Origin of the sequence: Kluyvera genomosp. 2 (assembly GCF_036759865.1) — a bacterium.
In the GTDB taxonomy this organism is placed as follows: domain Bacteria; phylum Pseudomonadota; class Gammaproteobacteria; order Enterobacterales; family Enterobacteriaceae; genus Kluyvera; species Kluyvera ascorbata_B.
In genome coordinates, this window is record NZ_JAPKIA010000001.1 from 39,664 (window position 1) to 63,392 (window position 23,729).

The window sequence follows — 23,729 nt, forward strand, 5'->3', positions numbered from 1 at the left end:
CAGAATTGCAGGGCTCCGATGAAAATCGGGGCCCTTTTCATGGAGGCTACTCAGCCTCCCGCCAGCTTCACCTTCATGCCTTTCGCTTCCAGCAGTGATTTCAGCAGGTCACGTTTATCGCCCTGAATTTCAATCACGCCGTCCTTCACCGCACCGCCACAGCCGCATTTTTTCTTCAGTTCGGCGGCCAGCTTTGCCAGCGCATCGTCATCCAGAACGATGCCGGTAATCAGGCACACGCCCTTCCCTTTACGCCCGCTGGTTTGGCGCTGTATACGCACAATACCATCGCCTTTCGGACGCGATGCGACAACTTTCGGTTCGTCAATACGCCCGGTTTCCGTTGAGTAAACCAGACGGCTGTTCGTCTCGCTCATTACGCCCCCAGATTTAACGATGCGTTAATATCACGCAGAGTTTGTGCCGGATTGTCGGACTGCGTCACCGGACGACCAATCACCATATAGTCCACGCCCGCCGCCAGCGCCTGTTCCGGCGTCATAATACGACGCTGATCGCCCGCCGCGCTGCCAGCCGGACGAATACCCGGCGTCACCAGCTTAAACGCTTGTCCCAGCTCCTGCTTAAAGCGTACCGCTTCCTGCGCCGAGCATACCACGCCGTCCAGCCCGCAGTTCTTGGTCAGCGTCGCCAGCTTAGCCGCGTAGTCGGCCGGGGTCAGCGCGATGCCCAGATCCTGTAAGTCGCTGGACTCCATGCTGGTGAGCACGGTGACCGCAATCAGCAGCGGCGCATCGTGGCCAAACGGCACCAGCGCTTCACGCGCGGCGGTCATCATGCGCGCGCCGCCTGAAGCGTGGACGTTCACCATCCACACGCCGAGATCGGCTGCTGCCGCCACCGCGTGGGCGGTGGTGTTTGGGATATCGTGAAACTTCAGGTCGAGGAAAATATCAAAACCGCGCTGCTGTAAATCACGCACCAGCTGTGGGCCAAACAGCGTGAACATCTCCTTGCCGACCTTCAGGCGGCAGTCGCGCGGATCGATACGGTCAACGAAGGCGAGCGCCTTATCGCGATTATCATAGTCGAGAGCAACAACAACGGGAGAGGATGTGACGATACGAGAAGAAGATGAAGCAACGGACATGACTGGACCTTCTTGTTGATGGGCACGCGCGGTGCAGAAAAGGTAAACGGGCAGCATTCTACCTGCGTGACCCAGCAGGCACAATGGCAGAGGCGGCAACGGTGGGGAAATTAAAGTATGTTGTAACTAAGGGGGGCGTTTTTTTACAATTACTGCCCATCAAGGCCGCGAATTGGTTTTATGGTTGACCATGCCCGGCACGACGGGCAGTGCCAGTAAAGCGTATAAGCGGTGAAGCCGCACTTCTGGCAGCGGTAGCGCGGCTTGCTGCGCACCTGTTCGCCAACCATGTCGCGCAGTACCATCAGGCTCTCTTTCGCGCGCCCTTCTTCCGCCTCGTTGAGGTGGTAGTCCATCAGCTTATGGAACACGCGCATCGTCGGGTGACGCTGGAGCTGGCGCGTAACGTAGGTTTGCGCCGCGTCGCTGCCTTTGCTCTGCTCCACGACCTGCGCGAGCATCAGTTCGGCCGCTGCGCCGGTGTTTTCTTCCACGCAACGCTGCAGGAACGGTTCCCACTCTTTGTCTTTGCCCAACTGGTGATAGCAGGTTTGCAGCATCTCGAGGGTTTCGCTAACCAGTTCTTTATCCTGGTTAATCACCCGCAGCAGGCTGTCCATGGCTTTGGCGTAGTCGCCTTTCGCCATCCACGCGCGGCCCATCATAATGGAGACACGGGCGCTGGACGGATCGGCCGCCGCGCCGCGCTTGAGTAACGACAGGGCTTTATCCAGCTCGTCGTTGCCCATCTGCTGAAGCGCCAGTTCACACCAGAAGTGGGCAATTTCGCCGCGGTGTTTGTCTTTACCCAGTTTGACCAGCCGCTCGGCGGTATCAATCGCCTTCTGCCAGTCGCTGGTAGCCTGATAAATTTGCAACAGCTGCTGCAACGCGCTAATGCGAAAATCGGTTTCGTCGACCAGCTGGCTGAACATATCTTCGGCGCGGTCGTACAGCCCGGCGGCCATATAGTCGCGGCCAAGCTGCTGCACCGCCAGCAGACGCTGGTCGTAAGTTAAGGAGGCGCTTTCCATCAGCGTCTGGTGAATGCGGATAGCCCGATCAACCTCGCCGCGTGAACGGAACAGGTTGCCCAGCGTCAGGTGCGCTTCCACGGTGCCGGTGTCCTCTTTCAGCATGTCGAGGAACAGGTCAACCGCTTTATCCTGCTGGTTGCTTAAAAGAAAGTTGACCCCTGCCACGTAGTCACGCGACAGGCGGTTCGCTTCGTCCTGTTTGGACTGTTGCGCACTTCTGCGGCCCATATACCAGCCATAGGCAGCGGCGACAGGCAAAAGCAGAAACAACAACTCCAGCATAGATAATTATTCCTTCGCCGCCGCTGCCGCCGGCGTTACCGCTGGGGCCGTCTCTGGGGCAAGTTGATGTTCCAGTCGTTTGATTTTACGTTCCGCACGCATCAGCGACACGCGCACACGCAGCCAGAACAGGCCACAAACCAGCCAACCAATGGCGAAGCCAACGGCAAACAGCACCGCAAGCAGCGTCGAAATTCTGAATTCACCCTGTGCCAGCAGATAGTTGAAGGTCACAAGCTGATCGTTTTGCGCACCCAGCGTTACTGAAATGACGAAAATCGCTAACACTAATAAGAATATGAGTAAGTATTTCACATGACTTCCCGTTATGCGGCTTCTGCAGTGTTAACACAGCATCCAGCCTTATAAAATAACATCTTCACCGCGGCGACGAAATGGAAAAGCGTTCTGTAAGACCAGGATCTATGGGTGACAACGAAGGAAATCAACCCTTTTCCCCTTTTCATCGCTTCGCGCCCTGTTTTTATGTCTCTTTTTCCAGCAGCCCACAGTACCTCACGGCGAGCCAGCCGGCGAGCGTCGCCAGCACCCACGACATGACGGTGGCCACCATCAAATCCAGCGGCCAGTGCATCCCTAACAGCAGACGGCTGCCCATCACGGCAATCGCCCAGGCCATCATCAGCGCTACCGCAATCGCGCGACGCCGCGCCCACAGCAGCCCGGCGGCCAGCAGAGCCCAAGTTGCGGCAAACATGGTGTGTCCTGACGGGAACGCAAAACCGGTCTCTTTTTGCCAGTGATGGCGTAAAAAACCGGGAATATCACTCTGTTGCGCCAGCTGCTCTTTGACCAACGCCGAGCGTTCGCTCCGTTTTAAAGTGTAGAACTGCTCAACCGGGATTTGCTGCGTTTTTTCCAACCAGACCACAAACGGCCGGGGTTCCTGCACCATGCCCTTCACCAGCGATTTTGCCCCCTGCCCCAGCACAACCGCTGCACTCAGAATCAACACCAGCACAATCGCGCCACGCGGACGCGGGCGCAGCGCCCAGACAAACAGGCCGCATAGCAGCAGATGGGTGATAATCCCCCAGGGCTGAGTGACCGTTTCCGTTACCGCGTACAGCGCCTTGAGCCCCCAGCCGCTCGGCCCCGGAAGCCACTGCCAGCCGGTTATCCACACCGCGAGCGGCATCAGTAAAAGTATGGCGGCTCCAATAAGGGTTCGCGTGGCAATGGTCGGCATTTTTCTTCCTTTTTTCAGCGATGTCACAGTGTGGAAACCCAATAAAGTGTCAATTTTGTGCGCTTTAACGGCGGTCGCCCGCGCACGATTAGGTGAAGTAAAGCACGTTGTGGCAAAATAAGGAAAACAGAAGGCGTCGTTGGCGCTGACATAATCTGGAGAATCACATGCAGCTTAAACGTGTGGCAGAAGCCAAACTGCCAACCCCCTGGGGCGATTTCCTGATGGTGGGCTTTGAAGAACTGGCAACCGGGCACGACCACGTCGCGCTGGTTTTTGGTGATATTACCGGGCAAACGCCGGTGCTGTCGCGGGTACACTCTGAATGTTTGACCGGCGATGCGCTATTCAGCCTGCGCTGTGACTGTGGTTTCCAGCTTGAAGCCGCGCTGTCGCACATCGCGGAAGAAGGCCGTGGGATCCTGCTGTATCATCGCCAGGAGGGTCGCAACATTGGTCTACTGAATAAAATTCGTGCCTATGCGCTGCAGGATCAGGGCTACGATACCGTAGAAGCCAACCACCAGCTCGGCTTTGCCGCCGATGAGCGCGACTTCACCCTGTGCGCCGATATGTTCAAGCTGCTGGGCGTTGACGCGGTGCGTCTGCTGACCAACAACCCGAAGAAGGTCGAAATTCTGACCGAAGCGGGAATCAATATCGTGGAACGCGTGCCGCTGATCGTTGGCCGTAACCCGAAAAATGCCCACTATCTTGACACCAAAGCGGCCAAGATGGGGCATTTGCTGACTAAGTAATATTTGCGGTCGCCGTTACGTTCCTGAACGGCGACCGTCCCCCACCCTACAGCGAAATATTCAGCTCGCTCTGCGCATCAAAGATGTGACATTTCTCCATATCAAAGCAAAACCAAACCGGGCGGTGAAGACCGGCATCAAGGATCTCTTTCGCATCGTCTGACGGTATTCGCGCCGTCATTTCAAACTCCCCTACCTGCAGATAGAGGAAGAACTCATGGCCCATATTTTCCGCACGGATCAGCGTGCCCCTACCGCCGCCTTCCGCGAACGGACGGACTGATACCGCAACATATTCAGGGCGAATGCCGAAGAACACGTCTTTGTCGATGTGGCCGACGACTTTACGCTGCTGCTGGGCGCTCAGCGGCAGCGTATCGTGGCCAACGGTCACGTGCAGCCCGTCCGCTTTTTTCAGTATTTTCGCCGGTTTGATGTTCATCTCCGGCGCGCCGATAAACCCGGCAACAAACATATTATGTGGATAGTGATAGAGGTTGTCCGGGGTATCGACCTGCATAATATGACCCAGCTTCATCACGCAGATGCGGTCGCCCATGGTCATTGCTTCGGTTTGATCGTGGGTGACGTAAACGGTGGTCGCCGGCTTACCCGATTGTTTGAGCTGTTTATGCAGGTCAGAAATCCGGATGCGCATCGACGCACGCAGCTTAGCGTCAAGGTTAGACAGCGGTTCATCAAACAGGAACACGTCCGGCTTTTTCACAATCGCGCGGCCCACGGCCACACGCTGCGCCTGCCCACCGGAGAGCTGTCGCGGCAGACGGTCCAGCAGCTCTTCCAGCTCGAGGATTTTGGCGGCTTCGTTCACCTGGGCCGCAATCTGCTCTTTCGGCATTTTGCTCAGCTTCAGGCCGAACGCCAGGTTTTCACGCACGGTCATGTGCGGGTACAACGCATAGTTCTGGAACACCATCGCGATGCCGCGCGCTTTCGGCGCGAGGTTATTCACCACCTTGTCACCAATGCGAATTTCGCCGCCGCTGATGGTTTCAAGCCCTGCCAGCATGCGCAGGGTCGTCGATTTAGCGCAGCCGGATGGCCCGACGATCACCATGAATTCGCCTTCGGCGATTTTCAGGTCGATACCATGCACCGCTTTGAAGCCGTTGGAGTACACCTTTTCCAGTTTGTTAAAAATCACTTCAGCCATGATATTTTCCTTTTAACCTTTAATTCCGCTACTGGAGACACCCTGGACGAAGTAACGCTGCGCCAGGAAGAAGACAATGATCGAAGGCAGAATGGAGATACTTGCCATAGCCAGAATTTCGTTCCACGGCGCGCCTTCGGTGACGTCGATAGACATTTTCAACGCCAGGGCGATCGGGTACTTATCCACGCTGTAGACGTAGATCAGCGGACCGATAAAGTCGTTCATCGACCACATAAACTGGAACAGGGCCACGGAGATGATCGCCGGCTTCAGAATCGGCACCAGCACATACCACAGCACCTGAATGGAGTTACAGCCATCAATCTGCGCGGCTTCTTCCATGTCACGCGGCACGCCGCGCAGGAACTGAATCAGCATAAAGACGAAGAACCCCTGAGTGGCGAATGCGGTGGGCAGATACAACGGCAGATAGCTGTTGAGCATGCCCATTTCGCGGAACATCAGGTACTGAGGAATCAACAGCACGGTGCTCGGCAGCAGCATGGTGGCAATCAGGGTTGCAAACCAGAATTTCTTCCCTGGGATGTCAAAACGGGCAAAACCGTAGGCCACGATGGTCGAGGAGATAATGGTCAGAATAACTTTCGGGATCACGTACTTGAAGGTGTTGAGCATGTAATGACCGAAGTGATATTCCGTACCGGTCTTCCAGCCGTTAATAAAGCCGTCCCAGGTGGCGTGTGAAGGCCACAGACTCAGCGTGGTGAAGATTTCATGGTTCGGTTTAAACGCGGCTGAGAACATCCACGCCAGCGGGTAAAGCATCAGCAGCCCCACCAGCAGCAGGATGGTATAACGGATGTTGCGGCTGATCTTTTCACGCCGCAGCGTACGTGCAACCTCGCGCGCGGCTGCCATTTCCGAAGGGGTCTGGTGGGTCAGTTCACTCATTTTTGCCTCCCTTATCGGCAGAATAAAACACCCAGTATTTCGACGATTTAAAGGCAAGTAAGGCGAAGGTAGCCACGACCAGGAACAGCACCCACGCTAGCGCAGCGCCATAGCCCATATCGAAGTATTTAAAGGCGGTATCATAGATGTACAGCGAGAACAGGTAGGTGTAATACGTTGGGCCGCCGCCGGTGATAACGTACGGCGCGGTAAATTCCTGAAAGGCACCGCTGGTTTGCATAATGAAGTTAAAGAAGATAACCGGGGTAATCAGCGGCACAGTGATTTTCAAAAACATCTGCCATTTTGTCGCACCGTCGATCATCGCCGCTTCATATTGCGACTGCGGGACGTTTTGTAATGCAGCGAGAAAGATCACCATCGACGAACCAAACTGCCATACGCTCAGCAGCGTGACCGAGAGCAGCGCTAAAGGCGGCTCCCCAAGCCAGTTAATCGGGTCAACGCCAAATACGCCAATAAAGCTGTTCAGCAGCCCATCAATGGCGAACAGCGCTCGCCACAGCACCGCAATCGCGACCGAACTGCCGAGGATCGAGGGAATGTAATAAGCCGTGCGAAAAAAACCGATGCCACGCAGCTTAAAGTTAAGCACGAAGGCAATGCACAGCGAAAACGCGAGCTTGAGGGGAATCGTGACAAAAACGTATGCAAAGGTCACGCCAAGGGACTTCCAGAACAGACCATCCTCCGTCAGCATATACCGGTAGTTTTCAATACCGGTAAACTGCGGCGGGCTCATCAGATCGTATTGAGTAAAACTCAATAGGAACGATGATACAAAGGGGAATGCGGTAAACACCAGTAACCCTATTATGTAGGGCGAGATCCATGCCAGACCTAATAGTTTATTTTCGTTCATAGATTCCTCTAATATATAAAAACATGCTGCGGTTGTCTCCTTACGGTCGAAAAAGCCGTCTTGCCACGGCATTAAATAGCAGCTAATAAAAATTAGCTGTGAAGCCACACAGATTAATGAAAGAACATTTCATTTTTCTTTATCAGGTTGTATTATTGAAAAACAATATATTTCTGGAGGTGCCGGCTATGACACTACGTCGCCACGCGACCTATTTCCCAGATAACGCCTCATTGATGATTAAACATATTGCCGATCAGGATATCTGCCCGCTGCACGCTCACGATTTCTATGAAATGGTCTGCGTTTCCTCCGGCAGCGGCATGCACGTCATTGACGGGATTTCCTGGCCCATCAGCCGCGGTTCCGTGTTCGTGGTGGCCCCGCATGAAGAGCACTACTTTGAGAAAGTGGAAAAGCTGTCGCTGCTGAATATTCTGATTCGTCCGGCCTTTCTCACACCGCCGCTGCTCGCCCTCCTCGCCGAATTTGCGCCAGAAAAACAGTTTATGGCGACCCATCAAACTCTTGTTCACAGCGCCTTTTACACGAATCAATTAAATGAAGAGTTGATTAATGAACTCGCTCACCGCCCCCTGATGCTCGAAACGTTATTAATACAGCTGGCAATATTCTTGCAGCGCGGTCATATTTCTCTGATTATTAATAACCGTGTAAAAGAAGACTCAATCATTTATTTGCTGAATTATTTACATCATAATTACGCCAACGATGAGTTGAGCATCGACTATCTGGCAAGAAAGTTTAATAAATCGGTTTTAGCGCGAGTGGTGTAGAGCATGAACGCATTAATGATGCTGTTCAACATGCCGGGTCCGTTTTCCCTTTTGCAATCGTCCGTTTTGGGGGCCGTCACCGGCCCCCTTTTTTTAATGCAGCATATTGCGAATCACATAATGCAAAATGCCGTCGTTCTGGTAGTAGGTCAGCTCGGTTGCCGTATCAATTCGGTAGCGGCACAGCACGGTTTGCTGCTGACCGTCCGCGCGGGTGAACAGCACCGGAATAGTTGCGCCGGGCTTCAGTTGCTGTAACCCGCCGATATCAATCCGCTCTTCGCCGGTCAACTGCAGCGTTTTGCGCGTTTCGCCCTGCGGGAACTCCAGCGGCAGAATGCCCATACCGATCAGATTCGAGCGGTGAATACGTTCAAACGATTCGGCAATAACGACCCGAACGCCCAGCAGACGCGGGCCCTTTGCCGCCCAGTCGCGGCTGGATCCTGAGCCGTACTCTTTACCGGCAATCACCGCCAGCGGCGTTCCCTGGGCCTGATACTGCATGGCCGCGTCATAGATAGACATCACGTCGTTGCCCGGCAGCAGTCGCGTCATTCCCCCTTCAACGCCAGGCACCATCTCATTGCGGATACGGATGTTGGCGAACGTCCCGCGCATCATGACCAGATGGTTACCGCGGCGTGAGCCGTAGGAGTTGAAGTCGCGGCTGGCGACGCCGTTCTCCTGCAAATAGCGGCCAGCGGGGCTATCGGCCTTGATACTGCCCGCAGGGGAGATATGGTCGGTCGTTACCGAATCGCCGAGCATGGCCAGCACGCGAGCACCGTGGATATCCTCAACCGGATCGGGCGTTACGCCCATCTCATCAAAGAACGGCGACAGCCGGATGTAGGTTGAATCCGCCTGCCAGCCATAGGTATCAGAGGCAGGCACGCTGATGGCCTTCCACTCCGGCGTCCCCGCGAACACTTCTGCATACTCCTTATGGAACATATCGGTCGACACCTGCTGCACCGCATGCGCAATCTCAGCGCTGCTCGGCCAGATATCCTTCAGATATACCGTGTTACCCAGGCTATCCTCCCCAAGCGGCTCCTGCGTCAGATCAACCGTCATGGTGCCCGCCAGCGCATAGGCCACCACCAGCGGCGGAGAAGCCAGCCAGTTGGTTTTCACCAGCGGATGAATACGCCCTTCAAAGTTACGGTTACCGGAGAGCACCGCCCCAACGGTTAAGTCGCCCTGCCTGATCGCGTGCTCAATCGGTTCCGGTAGCGGGCCGGAGTTGCCGATACAGGTTGTACAGCCATAGCCGACAAGATTAAAGCCCAACTGGTCGAGATACGGCGTCAGCCCGGCGTAATCCAGATATTCGGACACCACCTTCGATCCCGGTGCCAACGAGGCCTTGACCCAGGGTTTGGGCTTCAGGCCGCGCGCGACGGCGTTTTTCGCCAACAGCCCGGCGGCCATCAGCACGCTGGGATTGGACGTGTTGGTACACGACGTGATGGCCGCAATCACCACCGCCCCTTCCGGCAACGCATGCTGTTTACCATCGAGCGTGAAGCCAACGGCCGGTTTCGCACGCGGCGCGCCGTTAACCTCGAGCTCCGTCGCTGCGCTAAAGGCTTTCGGTACGCTGCCCAGCGCAACGCGGTCCTGCGGGCGCTTCGGCCCAGCCAGGCTGGCTTCGACAGTGCCCATATCCAACGCCAGCGTCTGACTGAATACCGGTTCGTCTCCGCTCTGTCGCCACATCCCCTGCGCTTTGGCGTAGGCTTCTACCAGCGCGACCTGCGCGTCGCTACGCCCGCTCAACCGCATATAGCCAAGGGTAACCTCATCAACCGGGAAAAAACCACAGGTTGCACCGTACTCCGGCGCCATATTGGCAATCGTGGCACGGTCTGCCAGCGGCAAAGCGTCGAGCCCATCGCCGTAAAATTCGACAAATTTACCCACGACGCCAAGCTGACGCAGCATCTGAGTAACGGTCAGGACCAGGTCGGTGGCCGTAATGCCTTCACGCAGCTTACCGGTCAGCTTAAAGCCCACCACGTCAGGTATCAGCATGGAGACCGGCTGCCCCAGCATCGCCGCTTCGGCTTCAATACCCCCGACGCCCCAGCCCAGAACACCCAGACCATTAATCATCGTGGTATGCGAGTCGGTGCCGACCAGCGTGTCGGGATAGGCAACCCATTCATTGCCCTGCTGTTCGCTCCACACCGCCTGGCCAAGGTACTCAAGGTTGACCTGGTGGCAAATACCGGTGCCCGGCGGCACGACGCGGAAGCGGCTGAAGGCCTGCTGCCCCCAGCGCAAAAAGGTATAACGTTCGTGGTTACGCGCCATTTCGAGGCGGACGTTGTCATCAAACGCCTCATCATCGCCAAAGCGGTCCACCGTCACCGAGTGGTCAATCACCAGGTCGACCGGCGACAGCGGGTTAACCTTGTGGGTATCGCCGCCCAGCCGTTTTACCGCTTCACGCATGGCGGCCAGGTCCACCACCGCCGGTACGCCGGTGAAATCCTGCATCAGCACGCGCGCAGGGCGATAGGCAATTTCTCTGTCCGCATGGGCACCATGAAGCCAGCCGGCCAGCGCCTGAATATCCTGCGCGGTAACCGAGTCGCCATCCTGCCAGCGCAGCAGGTTTTCAAGTAAGACTTTGAGTGATTTGGGCAGGCGGGAGAGATCGCCCAAGGCTTCAGCGGCGCGCGCTAAACTGTAGTAGTGGTACGTTTTATTATCGACCTGTAGCGTTTCCTTGCAGGCCTCTCGTAGGGTTGACGACATAGCTCCTCCTTAAATGGCGGGAATTGCGGTACTCAGACACTCCTTAGGGTCCTTATTAAAGATAACACACAGGCCCGAACACGCCGGAAAAGGGCTCGGAATGACAAATGCGATCAACGCCTTATTCAGGGACAGCGATGGGACGTAATAAATAGCTAAGGGGAATAGCAGGCTGGTAAACAGGAGGGATCGGACGGCGGCAAAACAGCTATATTGTTATTGTTTCTTATTCTCATCCTGATTGAAGAGTTCGATAAATTCCTTTTGCTCCGGCGTCAGTTTCCATTCTTCAGGGAGCTTAACCTTATTCTCATCATCGCGGGCCGGCTTCTCTACCAACGGGGCGCGAGGTTTCTTCGGCTTAACGCGTTCGGACGCCAGCATGTCAGCCCCAGAATTTCCAGATCAGCAGCGCAATGACAATCCAGAACAGCGCAGACCCGAGGAACACGCTCAGCCAGGCTTTACGTTTCACGCCTGATGCTTTATTTTCTGACGCCATTACCGCCCTCTCACAATCGATATTACTTATCACTTTCACACCAATTAATTGTTACAACTAATCATCATTGAGATAAATCCTAAGTAAATTTTAAGCAAAGATCCAGCGATTTTACGAACCCGCGGCGGAGATTTATTTAATCTTTTGACAGCCATGGGTTATTTACGCGAAGAAGTTTGCCTTACCTTAAATTTATTTCTACTTTTGTGGCTAAATGGCTAATAGAAACAATTCTTACTTCTTGAAATTGCAGGATGACAGCATAAAAAACAGGGGATTATTGGGGAGTATTATAAGCATTTCCGCCTTCAAGGGCTGAAGGCGGATAATCATTACGGATTACTTCTCAGGCAGCTTAATATCTTTAAACATGGCCTCGATATCTTCATTCGAGCGCAGCGCAACCGCTGTATCCACTACATCTCGGGTCAGATGTGGGGCGAAACGCTGAATAAAATCATACATATAACTACGCAGGAAGGTGCTGCGACGGAAACCTATCTTAGTGGTGCTGTGGCTGAAAATACCGTCCGCATCGAGCTTCACCAGATCGGGGTCGGAAATCGGATCGACCGCCATGCTGGCAATCACCCCCACCCCGAGCCCCAGACGCACGTAGGTTTTAATCACGTCCGCATCGGTAGCGGTGAAGACGATGCGCGGCGTCAGGCCCGCACGGTTAAATGCCGTATCCAGCTCAGAGCGGCCGGTAAAGCCGAAGGTGTAAGTGACCAGCGGGTACTGCGCCAGCTCTTCAATGGTGACCGACGTTTTCGACGCCAGCGGATGCTCCGGCGTCACCACGATAGAACGGTTCCAGTGATAGCACGGCAGCATAACTAAATCGTCATAAAGATGCAGCGCTTCGGTAGCAATAGCAAAGTCAGCGTTCCCCTTAGAGACCGCCTCGGCAATCTGAGTCGGCGACCCCTGGTGCATGTGCAGGGACACGCGCGGATAGCGCTCAATGAAGCCTTTAATCACGCCCGGCAGCGCATAGCGCGCCTGCGTATGGGTTGTCGCCACGTACAGCGAGCCTTTATCCGGCCAGGTGTGCTCCCCGGCAACCGACTTGATGGCGTCAACCTTCGACAGCACCTCTCGCGCAATGCGGATAATTTCCTGTCCAGCGGGGGTAACCTGCGTCAGATGTTTACCGCTACGGGCGAAAATCTGAATACCCAGCTCGTCCTCCAGCATTCTGACCTGCTTACTGATACCCGGCTGTGAAGTGTATAACCCTTCTGCGGTAGAGGAGACGTTGAGGTTATGGTTTACCACCTCAACGATATAGCGGAGCTGCTGTAATTTCATGCGGTTGTATCCAGTCTGTACTCAGAAATCGATCATAAAGACGATTTAATCATAAGAAATGCATCGGCTATAACCACTATATCATTTATAGCAAGTGTGTATAGATGGAAACAAAAAATAATAACGAGGTTATAAAAAAGGGCCGCAATGCGGCCCTTTGTGATGTTTTGATGAAAAACGTTACTTTTTCGCTTCGACCCATTTACCGTCAACGAAGAACGCTGACCAGCCCGTCGCTTTGCCGTCTTTTTCAGAGGCAACGTACTGCTGTTTGGTTTTACGGCTGAAACGCACCATCGTTTTGTTGCCCGCGGGATCCTGCTGCGGCGCGTCGGCCAGGTAGCGCAGTTTCTCCGGCAGACGGTCGCGGAAGCGGAACAGTTCTTCCACCAGCGGCGCGCGAGTTTCACGTGATTTCGGGAAGGTGTTAGCGGCCAGGAATACCCCAGCGGCGCCATCACGCAGCACGAAATAGGCGTCAGACTTCTCGCACGGCAGCTCCGGCAGCGGCACCGGATCTTCCTTCGGCGGCGCCACTTCACCGTTACGCAGAATTTTACGCGTGTTCTTACATTCGTCATTGGTGCAGGCCATGTACTTACCGAAACGCCCCATTTTCAGGTGCATCTCAGAACCACATTTTTCACACTCGACGATCGGACCGTCATAGCCCTTGATGCGGAACTCGCCTTCTTCAATCTCGTAGCCGTCGCAGGTCGGGTTGTTACCACAAACGTGCAGCTTACGCTTCGGATCGATCAGGTAGCTGTCCATCGCCGTGCCGCATTTCTGGCAGCGACGTTTGGCGCGCAGCGCGTTGGTTTCGGCATCGTCGCCTTCCAGCACGTTGAGGACTTCGTTTTCCGGCACCAGGTTAATGGTGGTTTTGCAGCGTTCTTTCGGCGACAGCGCGTAGCCGGAACAGCCGAGGAACACACCGGTGCTGGCGGTACGAATCCCCATCTTACGGCCACAGGTCGGGCAGTCGATGCTGGTCAGTACCATCTCGTTCGGCTGCATGCCGCCCTCTTCTGGCGGCTTCTCAGCTTTTTCGAGCTGCTTGGTGAAATCACCAAAGAACAGATCCAGCACCTGCTTCCACTCGGCTTCATGGTTCGCCACGCGGTCGAGGTGGTCTTCCATCTGCGCGGTAAAGTCGTAGTTCATCAGCTCGCGGAAGTTCTCTTCCAGACGATCGGTGACGATCTCGCCCATTTTTTCCGCGTAGAAACGACGGTTTTCGGTACGCACGTAGCCGCGGTCCTGAATGGTCGAAATGATCGACGCATAGGTAGACGGACGGCCAATTCCGCGTTTTTCCAGCTCTTTCACCAGCGATGCTTCGCTAAAGCGCGCAGGCGGTTTGGTGAAGTGCTGCGCAGGGGTCAGTTCAACCAGGCTCAGTTTATCGCCCTGGTTGACCATCGGCAGCGTGCGGTCTTCATCGCCTTTACGCAGCGCTGGCATCACTTTAGTCCAGCCGTCGAAGCGCAGCGTACGACCGCGCGCTTTGAGTTTGAAATCCCCGGCCTTCACGGTCAGCGTGGTGGAGTCATACTGTGCCGGCGTCATCTGACAGGCCACGAACTGGCGCCAGATCAGCTGATACAGCTTCTGCGCGTCCGCTTCCATGTCTTTCAGCGCTTCCGCCTGAACGGAAACGTCGGAAGGACGAATCGCTTCGTGCGCTTCCTGCGAGTTCTCTTTGCTGGCGTACTGGTTCGGGTTCTCCGGCAAATATTTTTTACCGAAGTTATCGCCGATATAGTCGCGAACCATGTTGACCGCATCCTGACTCAGGTTGGTTGAGTCGGTACGCATGTAGGTGATGTAGCCCGCTTCATACAGGCGCTGCGCCATCATCATGGTTTTCTTCACGCCAAAGCCCAGACGGGTGCTTGCCGCCTGCTGCAACGTGGAGGTAATAAACGGCGCACCCGGCTTGCTGCTGGTCGGCTTATCTTCACGTTCCAGCACGCTATAGCTGGCTTTTTCCAGCAGGCTGACCGCCGCCATGGTTTCGTCACGGTTTACCGGACGGAACGGCTTGTCACCCTGATGGGTTACCTCCAGCGCCAGCGCATCGCCGCTCGGCGTGGTGGTGCTGGCGTCAACTTCCCAGAACTCTTCTGGAACGAAGGCTTTAATTTCGCGCTCGCGCTCTACGACCAGGCGCACCGCAACGGACTGTACGCGACCGGCGGATAAACCACGGGCGATCTTTTTCCACAGCAGCGGCGAGACCATATAACCCACAACGCGGTCCATAAAGCGACGCGCCTGCTGGGCGTTAACACGGTCGATATTCAGTTCGCCCGGCTTTTCGAAAGCCTGACGAATCGCATTCTTGGTAATTTCGTTAAACACCACGCGGCTGTAGCGCGTTTCATCTCCACCGATCACTTCCCGCAGGTGCCATGCAATGGCCTCCCCTTCGCGGTCAAGGTCGGTTGCGAGATAGATGTGGTCGGCTTTTTCCGCCAGCTGTTTGAGTTCCGAAACTACCTTTTCTTTGCCTGGCAGCACTTCATAGTGTGCCGCCCAGTCATGCCATGGGTCGACGCCCATGCGGTTAACCAGCGCGCCTCGTTCATCCTTTTTAGGCTTTTTGGCCGTTTTGGTGGAGGTAGAGTCAGCGCTCTTTTTGGCGGCTGAGCCACTTGTCGGCAAATCGCGGATATGACCGACGCTGGACTTAACCACGTAGTCATTACCCAGATACTTATTGATCGTTTTGGCTTTTGCCGGGGACTCAACGATAACGAGAGCTTTACCCATATTCACCTTTACCTAATTTGATTCTTCCAGGAATACATCGCACATGTTCCACATCCCACTGGCGACAAACCTTGTATGTTGCGGCAACGCCAATGGATATCAACCCTTTACTGACCGGCTTTTGAGGCAAGCGGCCAGGCGGCTGAGTTTACAGACTTTTTTTCGTCAGGTGCTATAGCACGAAGAATATTTGGTCGAATGTCAAGCAAATCTGCTGCCAGATTGCCGAAAGCGTCACACTGTACCTGATAAAATTCGTTACGCAACTTTATTAGCATGCAAACACCATTCGTGCCAACTTTGCGATAAAATGATTGCCCCTGGTAAACGTCGGGAATATTTGCCCACAGCATCCTCCCGGCGTACACTAGCGCGAGAATGTTGAGGAGTTGAATATGTCAAAGAATAGCCAACCTATCGATCGTCAGACGCTGCTGATTGAAGCCAATCGCCTTATCCGCGAACACGAAGATACCCTGGCCGGAATTGAAGCAACGGGCGTTGAACAGCGTAACGGCGTGCTGGTTTTCAGCGGAGAGTACTTCCTGGATGAACAAGGCCTGCCGACGCCGAAAAGCACAGCCGTGTTTAATATGTTCAAGTATCTCGCCCACGAGCTATCTGAAAAGTATCACCTGGTTGACTGAGCGTAAGGCCCTGGCCTAAGCCCCAACAAAAACGCCCGGTAAACGATGTTTACCGGGCGTCGTCATTTCAGACGGAGGCCTCTTACAGCATCGGCTTCTGCCCACGCTGCCACCAGCGCATCATCAGACGATCGGCGCTTTCTGCAGCACTGCCGGTAAAGCGATCCATCATTTTTTTACGCTGAGTGTAGCGCACGTTCACCACTTCATGGTCGGCCATCAGCCCCAGCAGCAGCTCATCGCTGGTGCCCACTTCATCCACCAGCCCTTTTTCCTGCGCCAGCGAACCGTACCAGTGTTCACCGGTGGCAACCTGTTCGATGTCCAGCGACGGACGCATCGCTTTCACGAAGTCTTTAAATAAGTGGTGGGTTTCGTTGAGCTCTTCGCGGAACTTCTGTCGCCCTTCTTCGGTGTTCTCGCCCAGCAGAGTCAGCGTGCGCTTATACTGGCCGGCGGTATGCAGCTCTACGTCGATGTCTTTATTTTTCAGAAAACGGTTCAGGTTCGGGATCTGCGCCACCACGCCAATGGAACCGAGGATCGCAAACGGCGCCGCAACAATTTTGTTCGCCACGCAGGCCATCATGTAGCCGCCGCTGGCGGCGACTTTATCCACCGCCACCGTCAGTGGGATTTGCTTATCGCGGATACGCTGTAGCTGGGAAGCCGCCAGACCATAGCCGTGCACCACCCCTCCAGGACTTTCAAGACGCAGCACCACCTGATCTTGCGGAGTCGCAACCGTCAATACGGCGGTAATCTCTTCGCGCAGCGAGGCCACTTCGTGAGCGTCCATGCTGCCTTTAAAATCCAGAACCCAGGCGCGCGGCTTGCTGGATGTTGACGACTCACCCTGTTTAGCCTTCGCCTTCGCGGCTTTCGCCTCCTGCTTCAGCTTTTTCTTCTGCGCTTTCTGCCACAGCTTCTGCTGCGGGCCATCAAGCAGCGCCACGGCTAAGTCTTCCTGCATGTCCTTGTGCTGCTCGCTTAAGTTGGTGATCCGCAGCTCGCCGCGCTGCCGCTTACGCGACGTCAGATTAACAATCAGCACCGCCACCACGGCGATGGCAACGACAACGGTGACGATTTTCGCCAGAAACAGACCATACTGAAAAAGTAATTCCACACATCCACCTTGTACAAAAATCACATATTCTGTCGCTCAGTGTACAACACCGAGCCCGGCGCGTCTCGGCCCGAGTATCAGCCTTCGAGGCGGCTTCCAGATGACTTTTTTGCAAATGAAATCATTGCAAATTGTTAATCAGACGTTGTATCTCCGGCTCGCTGATTGAAATAGCGAGCAGATTCAGGCATAAAGCCCAAAAGCCATGAAAAGTACATAAAATATGGTCAGCAAGGGCCATAGAGGAGCAACCGTGCACTATCAACCCCAGCTCGACTTGTTGCAAAACCGTATCATTCTGGTCACCGGTGCCAGCGACGGCATCGGTCGGGAAGCCGCAATCACCTACGCGCGCTACGGCGCCAGCGTCATTTTACTGGGCCGCAGCGAAGAAAAATTGCGTTCAGTTGCGCAGGAAATCAGCAAAATCAGCGAATTGCCTGCCCACATTTACACGCTGGATTTGTTAACCTGCACCCCGCAGGACTGCCAGCAGCTTGCGCAGCGAATCCGTTTGCACTCCCCGCGCCTTGACGGCGTGCTGCACAACGCCGGGCTATTGGGCGACGTGGTCCCGATGGCCGAGCAGGATCCGCAGGTCTGGCAGCAGGTGATGCAGGTGAACGTCAATGGCACCTTTATGCTCACCCAGGCACTGTTGCCGCTGCTGCTGGAATCTGAAGCCGGTTCACTGGTCTTCACTTCCTCCAGCGTCGGGCGCGAGGGCCGCGCTAACTGGGGGGCCTACGCGGTGTCTAAATTCGCCACCGAAGGTATGATGCAGGTGCTGGCCGAGGAGTACCAAAGCCGCCATCTGCGCGTAAACTGCATTAACCCGGGCGGCACGCGCACTAAAATGCGCGCCAGTGCGTTCCCGACGGAAGATGCAATGAAGTTAAAAACCCCTGCCGATATTATGCCGCTTTACCTGTGGCTGATGGGCGACGATAGCCGGCGGAAAACCGGTATGACTTTTGATGCCCAGCCAGGGCGTAAACCAGGAATTGCCCAATGAGTGATGAACGTTACCGTGAACGCCAGCAGCGCGTAAAAGAGCGCGTGGCCGCCCGCGTCGCCGCCGCCCAGGATAGCCGGGGGATCGTGATCGTCTTTACCGGCAACGGTAAAGGTAAAACCACCGCCGCCTTCGGCACCGCCACCCGAGCTGTGGGCCACGGCCATAACGTCGGCGTGATTCAGTTTATTAAAGGCACGTGGCCTAACGGCGAACGCAACCTGCTTGAGCCGCTAGGCGTTGAGTTTCAGGTGATGGCGACCGGCTTTACGTGGGATACGCAGAACCGCGAAAGCGATACGGCGGCCTGCCTTGAAGTCTGGCAGCATGCCAAACGAATGCTGGCCGACGATAGCCTGGATATGGTGGTGCTCGACGAGCTGACCTATATGGTGGCCTATGATTATCTGCCGCTGGAAGAGGTGTTAACCGCGCTGAAAAGCCGCCCGCATCACCAGACGGTCATCATCACCGGTCGCGGCTGTCACCGTGACATCCTCGACTATGCCGATACGGTCAGCGAACTGCGCCCGGTAAAACACGCGTTCGAAGCCGGAATCAAGGCGCAGATTGGCATCGATTACTAAGCAGCGTGAGCCTGTCGAGCAACGCGCGGTTGAGCGGCAGGCACAGGCAATCTTCCCCCTGTGCCAGGGTACTCTCCGCCAGATTCTGACGCGAAATAAAGCGCTTTCGGTATTCGGTCGGCGTTAGGCCACAGTATTTATTAAACGCGGCGATGAGCGATTTATGCTCCTGAAAACCGCAGCTGTGGCTGATTTCCGTAATCGGCGTTCGCGTATCACGCAGCAGCGTGCGGGCTTTGTTGAGCCGCACCAGCGTCAGATACTCTTTAAAATTGTGTCGACTGACCTTTTTAAACAGCCTGGAAAACCACGAGTAGCTCATGCCGCTATGGTGGGCGACATCGCTAAGCGTCAACGGCCGGTCGAAATGCTGGTTAATGTAGTCAATGCCTTCTTTTATCATCGCCTCTTCCCGCAGCGTACTTTCCGCCCGCTGGGTAGGTTTGCCGCCGGCAACTAATGCATCCAGCAACAGGTAAATTGCCGCGATGCGCTGAAACGGCGCACGTTCATCAATAATCTGCGCCAGCAGCGCGATGAGCCGCTGAAACACCTGCCGAGCTGCGTCAGTCGGCGCCTGGCGAGATGTCCGCCAGTCCAGTACCGGCGCCGGGTGCAGCTCATCAAAAAGTCCGGGGGAAAACTGGACGGTCACCAGTTGACTCCCGTCCTCTAGCGCACTCAGCGCGTGTACCTCTTCCGCATTGATGTACAGCATCTCCCCCTGCCCGAGTTCCACATTGCGCTGACCAACCGTCAATGAAAAACGGCCGCTGAGGACGGTGATAAGCTCCGGCGCAAGATGCCAGTGGGGTTCGCAGTAGCGAACCTCCGCGGCAAATACGTTCAGCTTCTCGGCGTCGAAGGCAATCAGCTCATAGCCGCTGTGGGCCGTCTGCCGCCCGGTTTGTACCACCGGGCCCGGGTGAGTGACTGAAAAAGGAAACACGCGCGCTCTCCTGTGTACTTACGGGTAAGGCCGCCCTGCCAGTACTGCATTCAGCTCATCGCGCTCAATATCCAGCGCAAGGAACTCCGTCAATGCAATCAGCAGGCCGCAAAACAGATCCGGGGCCAGGCGAATCAGCTTTTCCCGCACCCGATCCGCAGGCAGATGGCTTTTATCGCTAATCAGCTGCACCACGCGGGCAAACGCTTCCGGCTGCTGAATCAGCTGCTGCAGCGAGTTATCGTCGCGCAACGGAACATGGCGAGCCGGGCAGTCAACGGTAAATTCCGCCTGCAACGGCAGGTCACGGGAAGAGCCGCCAATCTGGACCTGCCATGTCCCCGGGGTTACCAGCCAATCTGCCAGCCCCGGATGATAGCAAGCCAGCTCCGCAACCGGCAGCCTCAGCGTTACCCGCCGCGTTTCCCCGGCCGCCAACGCAATTTTATCAAAAGCTTTCAGGGCACGGACTTCACGAATCAGCTCGCCCTGCGGCGCGCTGACGTAAAGCTGAACGACTTCTTTACCGTCAATCTGGCCCACGTTGCTCAAATCAAATGATACCGCCAGCGTGTCCTCCGCCCCTAACCGAGTGGCCTCCAGGGTCAAATTCGCGTAGGTAAATTGCGTGTAGCTTAAGCCGAACCCGAACGGGAACAGCGGCGTCAGGCGGCGTTTATCATAGTAGCGGTAGCCAACAAACAGCCCTTCGCCGTAGTGATGGCGCAGGTTTTCCCCCGGGTAATGCAGCCAGGCGGGCGTCTCTTCCAGCGTATTTGGCACCGTCACCGTCAGCTTACCGCTGGGGTTACGCAAACCGAAGAGGATCTCGGCCACCGCGCGCCCCATGCCCTGCCCGGCGAAGAACGTCTCCAGTAGCGCCTTACATTCCCCCAGCCACGGCATCACGACCGCATCGCTGTTAGCCAGCACCACCACGACATTAGGCTGTACCGAGGCGACTTCGCGGATCAACCGCTCATGCACGGCGAGAATATTCAGATCCTGGCGATCGCCGTTTTCACCGTCCTCACCGACGGCCGTGCTGACAAAAATCACCGCGACGTCAGCTTCCTGGGCCACCGCTTTCGCCTGCGCTAGCGCGGCTTCGTCACTGTGGACATCATCCGGTGCCCCTACCGCCCAGCTCACGCTGAAATCGTCCCCGGCGAGGTCAAAAATTTCGTCCAGCGGGCGGTCAAGCAGGTACGGTACCGTGGTTGCACAGCCTGAACCTTGAATAACCGGCTCCTGCGCGGGCTTGCCCAGAACGGCAATACGTCGCGTTTTTTCCGCACGCAGCGGCAGAAGATCGTGTTCATTTTTCAACAATACAATGGATTCAGCAGCCAATTGTTGAGACAGCGCGTGATGTGCAGGGAAGTCTGCCTGCACGTCAGGCCGCCGGTGACGATGTACTTTATCCAGTAGCGTCAGCATTCGCAGACAGGCTCGATCCACCACCGCCATCGGTACAGTCCCTTCCTCAATGGCCGCCAGCAGCGTCTGTTTATCGCGACGCGTTTCCGGCATGGCCAGATCGTTGCCCGCCAGCAGCGACGCCGGGCGATCTTTCACGCCGTACCAATCAGACATCACCAGACCGTCGTATCCCCACTCTTCACGCAGCACCTGCGTCAGCAGGAACGGGTCCTGAGAGGTTTGCACGCCGTTGAGGCGGTTATAGGAGGACATCACCGTCCACGGCTGCGACTTCGCAATCGCCCGCTGGAACCCCGCGAGATAGATTTCACGCAGCGCGCGATCTTCAATAATCGAATCCATCTCGGTACGACGGTATTCCGAGTTGTTGGCAGCAAAGTGCTTGAGGCTTGCCCCCACCCCCTCATCCTGCAGGCCGTTAATCAGCGCGGCGGCAATATCGCCGCTTACAACCGGGTCTTCGGCATAATATTCATAACCGCGCCCGGCCAGCGGCGTACGGCGAATATTGATCCCCGGCCCAAGCAGAATGCCGACACCCATATGCTGGCACTCACGCCCAAGCGCCTGCCCCATTTGGTAGACCAGTTCACTGTCCCAGCTACAGGCCAGACTGGAGCCGTTCGGGAAGCAGGTTGCCGGCAGTGACGCGCTAAACAGAGCCTCACTGCCCCCTTTCGCGGCCGATTATTCAGCGCTGGCCTGATTGGCGGTTTGCGTGATGACGGAGATGAAGTCATCCATGCTCCACTTCTCGCTACCGTCTATCTGCGCACTGCTGTAGCGCACGCCATAGGTGCCGTCGGTCATCACAATGTCGCGGATGCCATGCTGTGGCAGGTTCGCCGTGCGCCACAGGCCGCTTCCGGTAAGCAGCGCAACTTTCTCTTCGGCGCTCATTGCCGTAATGATGCTGGTAAAATCACGATTCATTTCTCTGACTCCCTGAGGTTAAAGCGCATTCTGCTTACGCAGGCTGATTTTTTGTACGATGTCGCGATAGGTTTTCTCATCCAGCGCGTAACTGGCCACAAAGATGGCACCGATCGCAAACATCGCGCCGGGGAACAGCGTCATCAGAATATTGATTCCCGCCAGCGCGCTGGCGCTCACGTTAGCCGCATCGTAGTGGTAGTAATCGAGCATCCATCCGGCACAGCCGCCGCCGATAGCCATGGCAATTTTGGTGATGAAATTGAAGAAACCGTATATGGCGCCTTCCGTACGCACGCCATGGTGCCATTCAGCATACTCAACGGTATCGGCAATCATTGACCACATGGCGACGAATCCCATGCCTAGCGTAATACTGAATAAACAGACGCCGGTCATAATCAGCCAGATATTATGACCGGCAACAAAATACTGCATGAGCATCCCCAGTACGCCTATCAGCAGCGCCACCAGGGTCATTTTCTTTTTGCCCATGACGGCGATGACTTTCTCAGAAATGACGGTCCCCAAAATATAGGCCGCAGACTGGATCATAAAGAAAGAGGAGGTAAAACCTTCATTACCAATAATGTATTTAATAAAGTAGATAGCAATCGCCATCCAGACCGTATAGGCAATATAGAAAAAGACGGTAAACAGAGACAGGTTAATCAACGGCGCATTCCCCATTACCGCACGGAACATTTCACGCAGCGTTGGCGCGGGCGTATCTTCCTCTGCCCCCACGCGCTCTTTGGTCATGCCAAAGCAGGCTAGGAACAAAAACGTCGCCAGCAGCGCAAAACAGGAAACGGCAAAAACGTAGCCCATTTGCTTGTCATCAAACGGAGAAATCAGAATATCTGCAGTCGTTGATACAATCAGATAGCCGACAATCGCCAGCACGAAGCGATATACGGACAGCGATGAACGCGAGGATTCATGCTGCGTTAAGCGGTTAGTCATGGCCGAATACGGCGTATTGACGGCGGTATACGCCAGGCAATAAAGGGTATACGAGCACAGCGCAAACCAGAATTTCACCTCACCGCCAAACGGCAGAAAGCAGAGTACGGTTAATAACCCAAGGGGGATTGAACCATATAATAACCAGGGGCGAAGCTTGCCGTAACGGCTGTGGGTTTTATCAATCGCAAAGCCAATCAGAATATTGAAAATGGCGTCAACCACCCGCGCAATCACAAATATCAGGCTCGCCTGAACGGCGCTAATGCCGTAGATGTTGGTATAGAAAAATAATAAAAAGAGCGAAACAAAACCGAAGGATAAATTAGAGGCAAAATCGCCAAAGCCATAGCCAATTTTTTCTTTTACGCCGATAACCACATAGCTTGCCGAGAGTTTTTGGGTTGTTTCCATTTCGGGCTACCTGTTTAAGTAATCTGTAGCGACAGTATATGGCGGGGGTTATTTTATCACTTTGCGTTCTTTGTCTGGGGAATTCCTGTTTTTTGTCTTTATACAGAAGTGTGAAT

Annotated in this window: 21 protein-coding genes and 1 pseudogene; 5 read left to right on the plus strand and 17 right to left on the minus strand. The window is 55.2% G+C overall.

Annotated elements, in window-relative coordinates; all coding sequences use genetic code 11:
- Positions 1-50: 50 nt before the first annotated feature.
- The 5 genes from yciH to pgpB all read right to left on the minus strand — a co-directional run bounded on the left by yciH (position 51) and on the right by pgpB (position 3,640).
- Complete coding sequence (yciH, locus tag V6942_RS00190) at positions 51-377, minus strand: stress response translation initiation inhibitor YciH (protein WP_333500681.1); 327 nt, start codon at positions 375-377, stop codon at positions 51-53.
- Positions 377-1,111 carry an orotidine-5'-phosphate decarboxylase gene (gene pyrF, locus V6942_RS00195; protein ID WP_181358023.1) on the minus strand — a complete coding sequence of 245 codons (735 nt, stop codon included), beginning with the start codon at positions 1,109-1,111 and terminating at the stop codon, positions 377-379. The genes yciH and pyrF overlap by 1 nt, the downstream gene beginning before the upstream one ends.
- 149 nt (positions 1,112-1,260) lie before the next feature.
- Positions 1,261-2,430, minus strand: a complete 1,170-nt coding sequence (gene lapB, locus V6942_RS00200) for a lipopolysaccharide assembly protein LapB (RefSeq protein ID WP_106929014.1) — start codon at positions 2,428-2,430, stop codon at positions 1,261-1,263.
- A 6-nt stretch (positions 2,431-2,436) separates the two neighbouring features.
- A complete protein-coding gene (locus V6942_RS00205) occupies positions 2,437-2,745 on the minus strand; it encodes a LapA family protein (RefSeq protein WP_106929017.1) in 309 nt (102 codons plus the stop codon).
- Positions 2,746-2,914: 169 nt separating this feature from the next.
- Entirely contained in the window at positions 2,915-3,640 is a 726-nt protein-coding gene (pgpB, locus tag V6942_RS00210; RefSeq protein ID WP_333500682.1) for a phosphatidylglycerophosphatase B, read from the minus strand.
- Between the two features lie 167 nt (positions 3,641-3,807).
- On the opposite strand from pgpB, the gene ribA reads away from it, so the two are divergent.
- Positions 3,808-4,398: a GTP cyclohydrolase II gene (ribA, locus tag V6942_RS00215; RefSeq protein WP_106929021.1), complete on the plus strand. Its 591-nt coding sequence runs from the start codon at positions 3,808-3,810 to the stop codon at positions 4,396-4,398.
- A 46-nt stretch (positions 4,399-4,444) separates the two neighbouring features.
- Here ribA and V6942_RS00220 read toward each other — a convergent pair whose 3' ends face one another.
- The 3 genes from V6942_RS00220 to V6942_RS00230 are packed head-to-tail and all read right to left on the minus strand — an operon-like array spanning position 4,445 to position 7,370.
- On the minus strand, positions 4,445-5,572 hold the full coding sequence (locus V6942_RS00220) for an ABC transporter ATP-binding protein (RefSeq protein ID WP_106929023.1): 1,128 nt from the start codon (positions 5,570-5,572) through the stop codon (positions 4,445-4,447).
- A gap of 12 nt (positions 5,573-5,584) precedes the next feature.
- Entirely contained in the window at positions 5,585-6,487 is a 903-nt protein-coding gene (locus V6942_RS00225; protein WP_182929033.1) for a carbohydrate ABC transporter permease, read from the minus strand.
- The gene (locus V6942_RS00230) at positions 6,480-7,370 is read right to left on the minus strand and encodes a carbohydrate ABC transporter permease (RefSeq protein ID WP_106929027.1); all 891 of its coding nucleotides are present in this window, start codon (positions 7,368-7,370) and stop codon (positions 6,480-6,482) included. The genes V6942_RS00225 and V6942_RS00230 overlap by 8 nt, the downstream gene beginning before the upstream one ends.
- Positions 7,371-7,486: 116 nt before the next feature.
- Between V6942_RS00230 and V6942_RS00235 the strand changes: the two genes are divergently transcribed.
- A complete protein-coding gene (locus tag V6942_RS00235; RefSeq protein WP_333500683.1) occupies positions 7,487-8,167 on the plus strand; it encodes an AraC family ligand binding domain-containing protein in 681 nt (226 codons plus the stop codon).
- Between the two features lie 93 nt (positions 8,168-8,260).
- Here V6942_RS00235 and acnA read toward each other — a convergent pair whose 3' ends face one another.
- From acnA to topA, 5 genes are all read right to left on the minus strand, one after another.
- On the minus strand, positions 8,261-10,936 hold the full coding sequence (gene acnA, locus V6942_RS00240; protein WP_333500684.1) for an aconitate hydratase AcnA: 2,676 nt from the start codon (positions 10,934-10,936) through the stop codon (positions 8,261-8,263).
- Positions 10,937-11,152: 216 nt separating this feature from the next.
- Positions 11,153-11,320, minus strand: coding sequence for a hypothetical protein (locus tag V6942_RS00245; protein ID WP_181358024.1), 168 nt, complete (start codon positions 11,318-11,320; stop codon positions 11,153-11,155).
- 1 nt (position 11,321) lies between these two features.
- Entirely contained in the window at positions 11,322-11,438 is a 117-nt protein-coding gene (locus tag V6942_RS00250) for a YmiA family putative membrane protein (protein WP_333500685.1), read from the minus strand.
- A gap of 339 nt (positions 11,439-11,777) precedes the next feature.
- Complete coding sequence (gene cysB / locus V6942_RS00255) at positions 11,778-12,752, minus strand: HTH-type transcriptional regulator CysB (RefSeq protein WP_035892921.1); 975 nt, start codon at positions 12,750-12,752, stop codon at positions 11,778-11,780.
- A 180-nt stretch (positions 12,753-12,932) separates the two neighbouring features.
- Entirely contained in the window at positions 12,933-15,530 is a 2,598-nt protein-coding gene (topA, locus tag V6942_RS00260; RefSeq protein WP_106929035.1) for a type I DNA topoisomerase, read from the minus strand.
- A 395-nt stretch (positions 15,531-15,925) separates the two neighbouring features.
- Here topA and V6942_RS00265 point away from each other — a divergent pair, with 395 nt between their 5' ends.
- Entirely contained in the window at positions 15,926-16,177 is a 252-nt protein-coding gene (locus V6942_RS00265) for a YciN family protein (protein WP_106929037.1), read from the plus strand.
- An 82-nt stretch (positions 16,178-16,259) separates the two neighbouring features.
- Here V6942_RS00265 and sohB read toward each other — a convergent pair whose 3' ends face one another.
- The gene (sohB, locus tag V6942_RS00270) at positions 16,260-17,306 is read right to left on the minus strand and encodes a protease SohB (RefSeq protein WP_182929037.1); all 1,047 of its coding nucleotides are present in this window, start codon (positions 17,304-17,306) and stop codon (positions 16,260-16,262) included.
- A gap of 253 nt (positions 17,307-17,559) precedes the next feature.
- Here sohB and V6942_RS00275 point away from each other — a divergent pair, with 253 nt between their 5' ends.
- Together V6942_RS00275 and cobO are read left to right on the plus strand one after the other, a co-directional pair.
- The gene (locus V6942_RS00275) at positions 17,560-18,321 is read left to right on the plus strand and encodes a YciK family oxidoreductase (protein ID WP_182929038.1); all 762 of its coding nucleotides are present in this window, start codon (positions 17,560-17,562) and stop codon (positions 18,319-18,321) included.
- The gene (cobO, locus tag V6942_RS00280) at positions 18,318-18,908 is read left to right on the plus strand and encodes a cob(I)yrinic acid a,c-diamide adenosyltransferase (RefSeq protein WP_106929043.1); all 591 of its coding nucleotides are present in this window, start codon (positions 18,318-18,320) and stop codon (positions 18,906-18,908) included. The genes V6942_RS00275 and cobO overlap by 4 nt, the downstream gene beginning before the upstream one ends.
- On the opposite strand, the gene V6942_RS00285 is transcribed toward cobO, so the two are convergent.
- The 3 genes and pseudogenes from V6942_RS00285 to V6942_RS00295 all read right to left on the minus strand — a co-directional run bounded on the left by V6942_RS00285 (position 18,880) and on the right by V6942_RS00295 (position 23,613).
- A complete protein-coding gene (locus V6942_RS00285; RefSeq protein WP_106929044.1) occupies positions 18,880-19,857 on the minus strand; it encodes a helix-turn-helix transcriptional regulator in 978 nt (325 codons plus the stop codon). The genes cobO and V6942_RS00285 overlap by 29 nt on opposite strands.
- Positions 19,858-19,875: 18 nt before the next feature.
- Positions 19,876-22,233, minus strand: a pseudogene (locus V6942_RS00290) (beta-glucosidase).
- An 18-nt stretch (positions 22,234-22,251) separates the two neighbouring features.
- The gene (locus V6942_RS00295) at positions 22,252-23,613 is read right to left on the minus strand and encodes an MFS transporter (protein ID WP_182965539.1); all 1,362 of its coding nucleotides are present in this window, start codon (positions 23,611-23,613) and stop codon (positions 22,252-22,254) included.
- Positions 23,614-23,729: the final 116 nt, after the last annotated feature.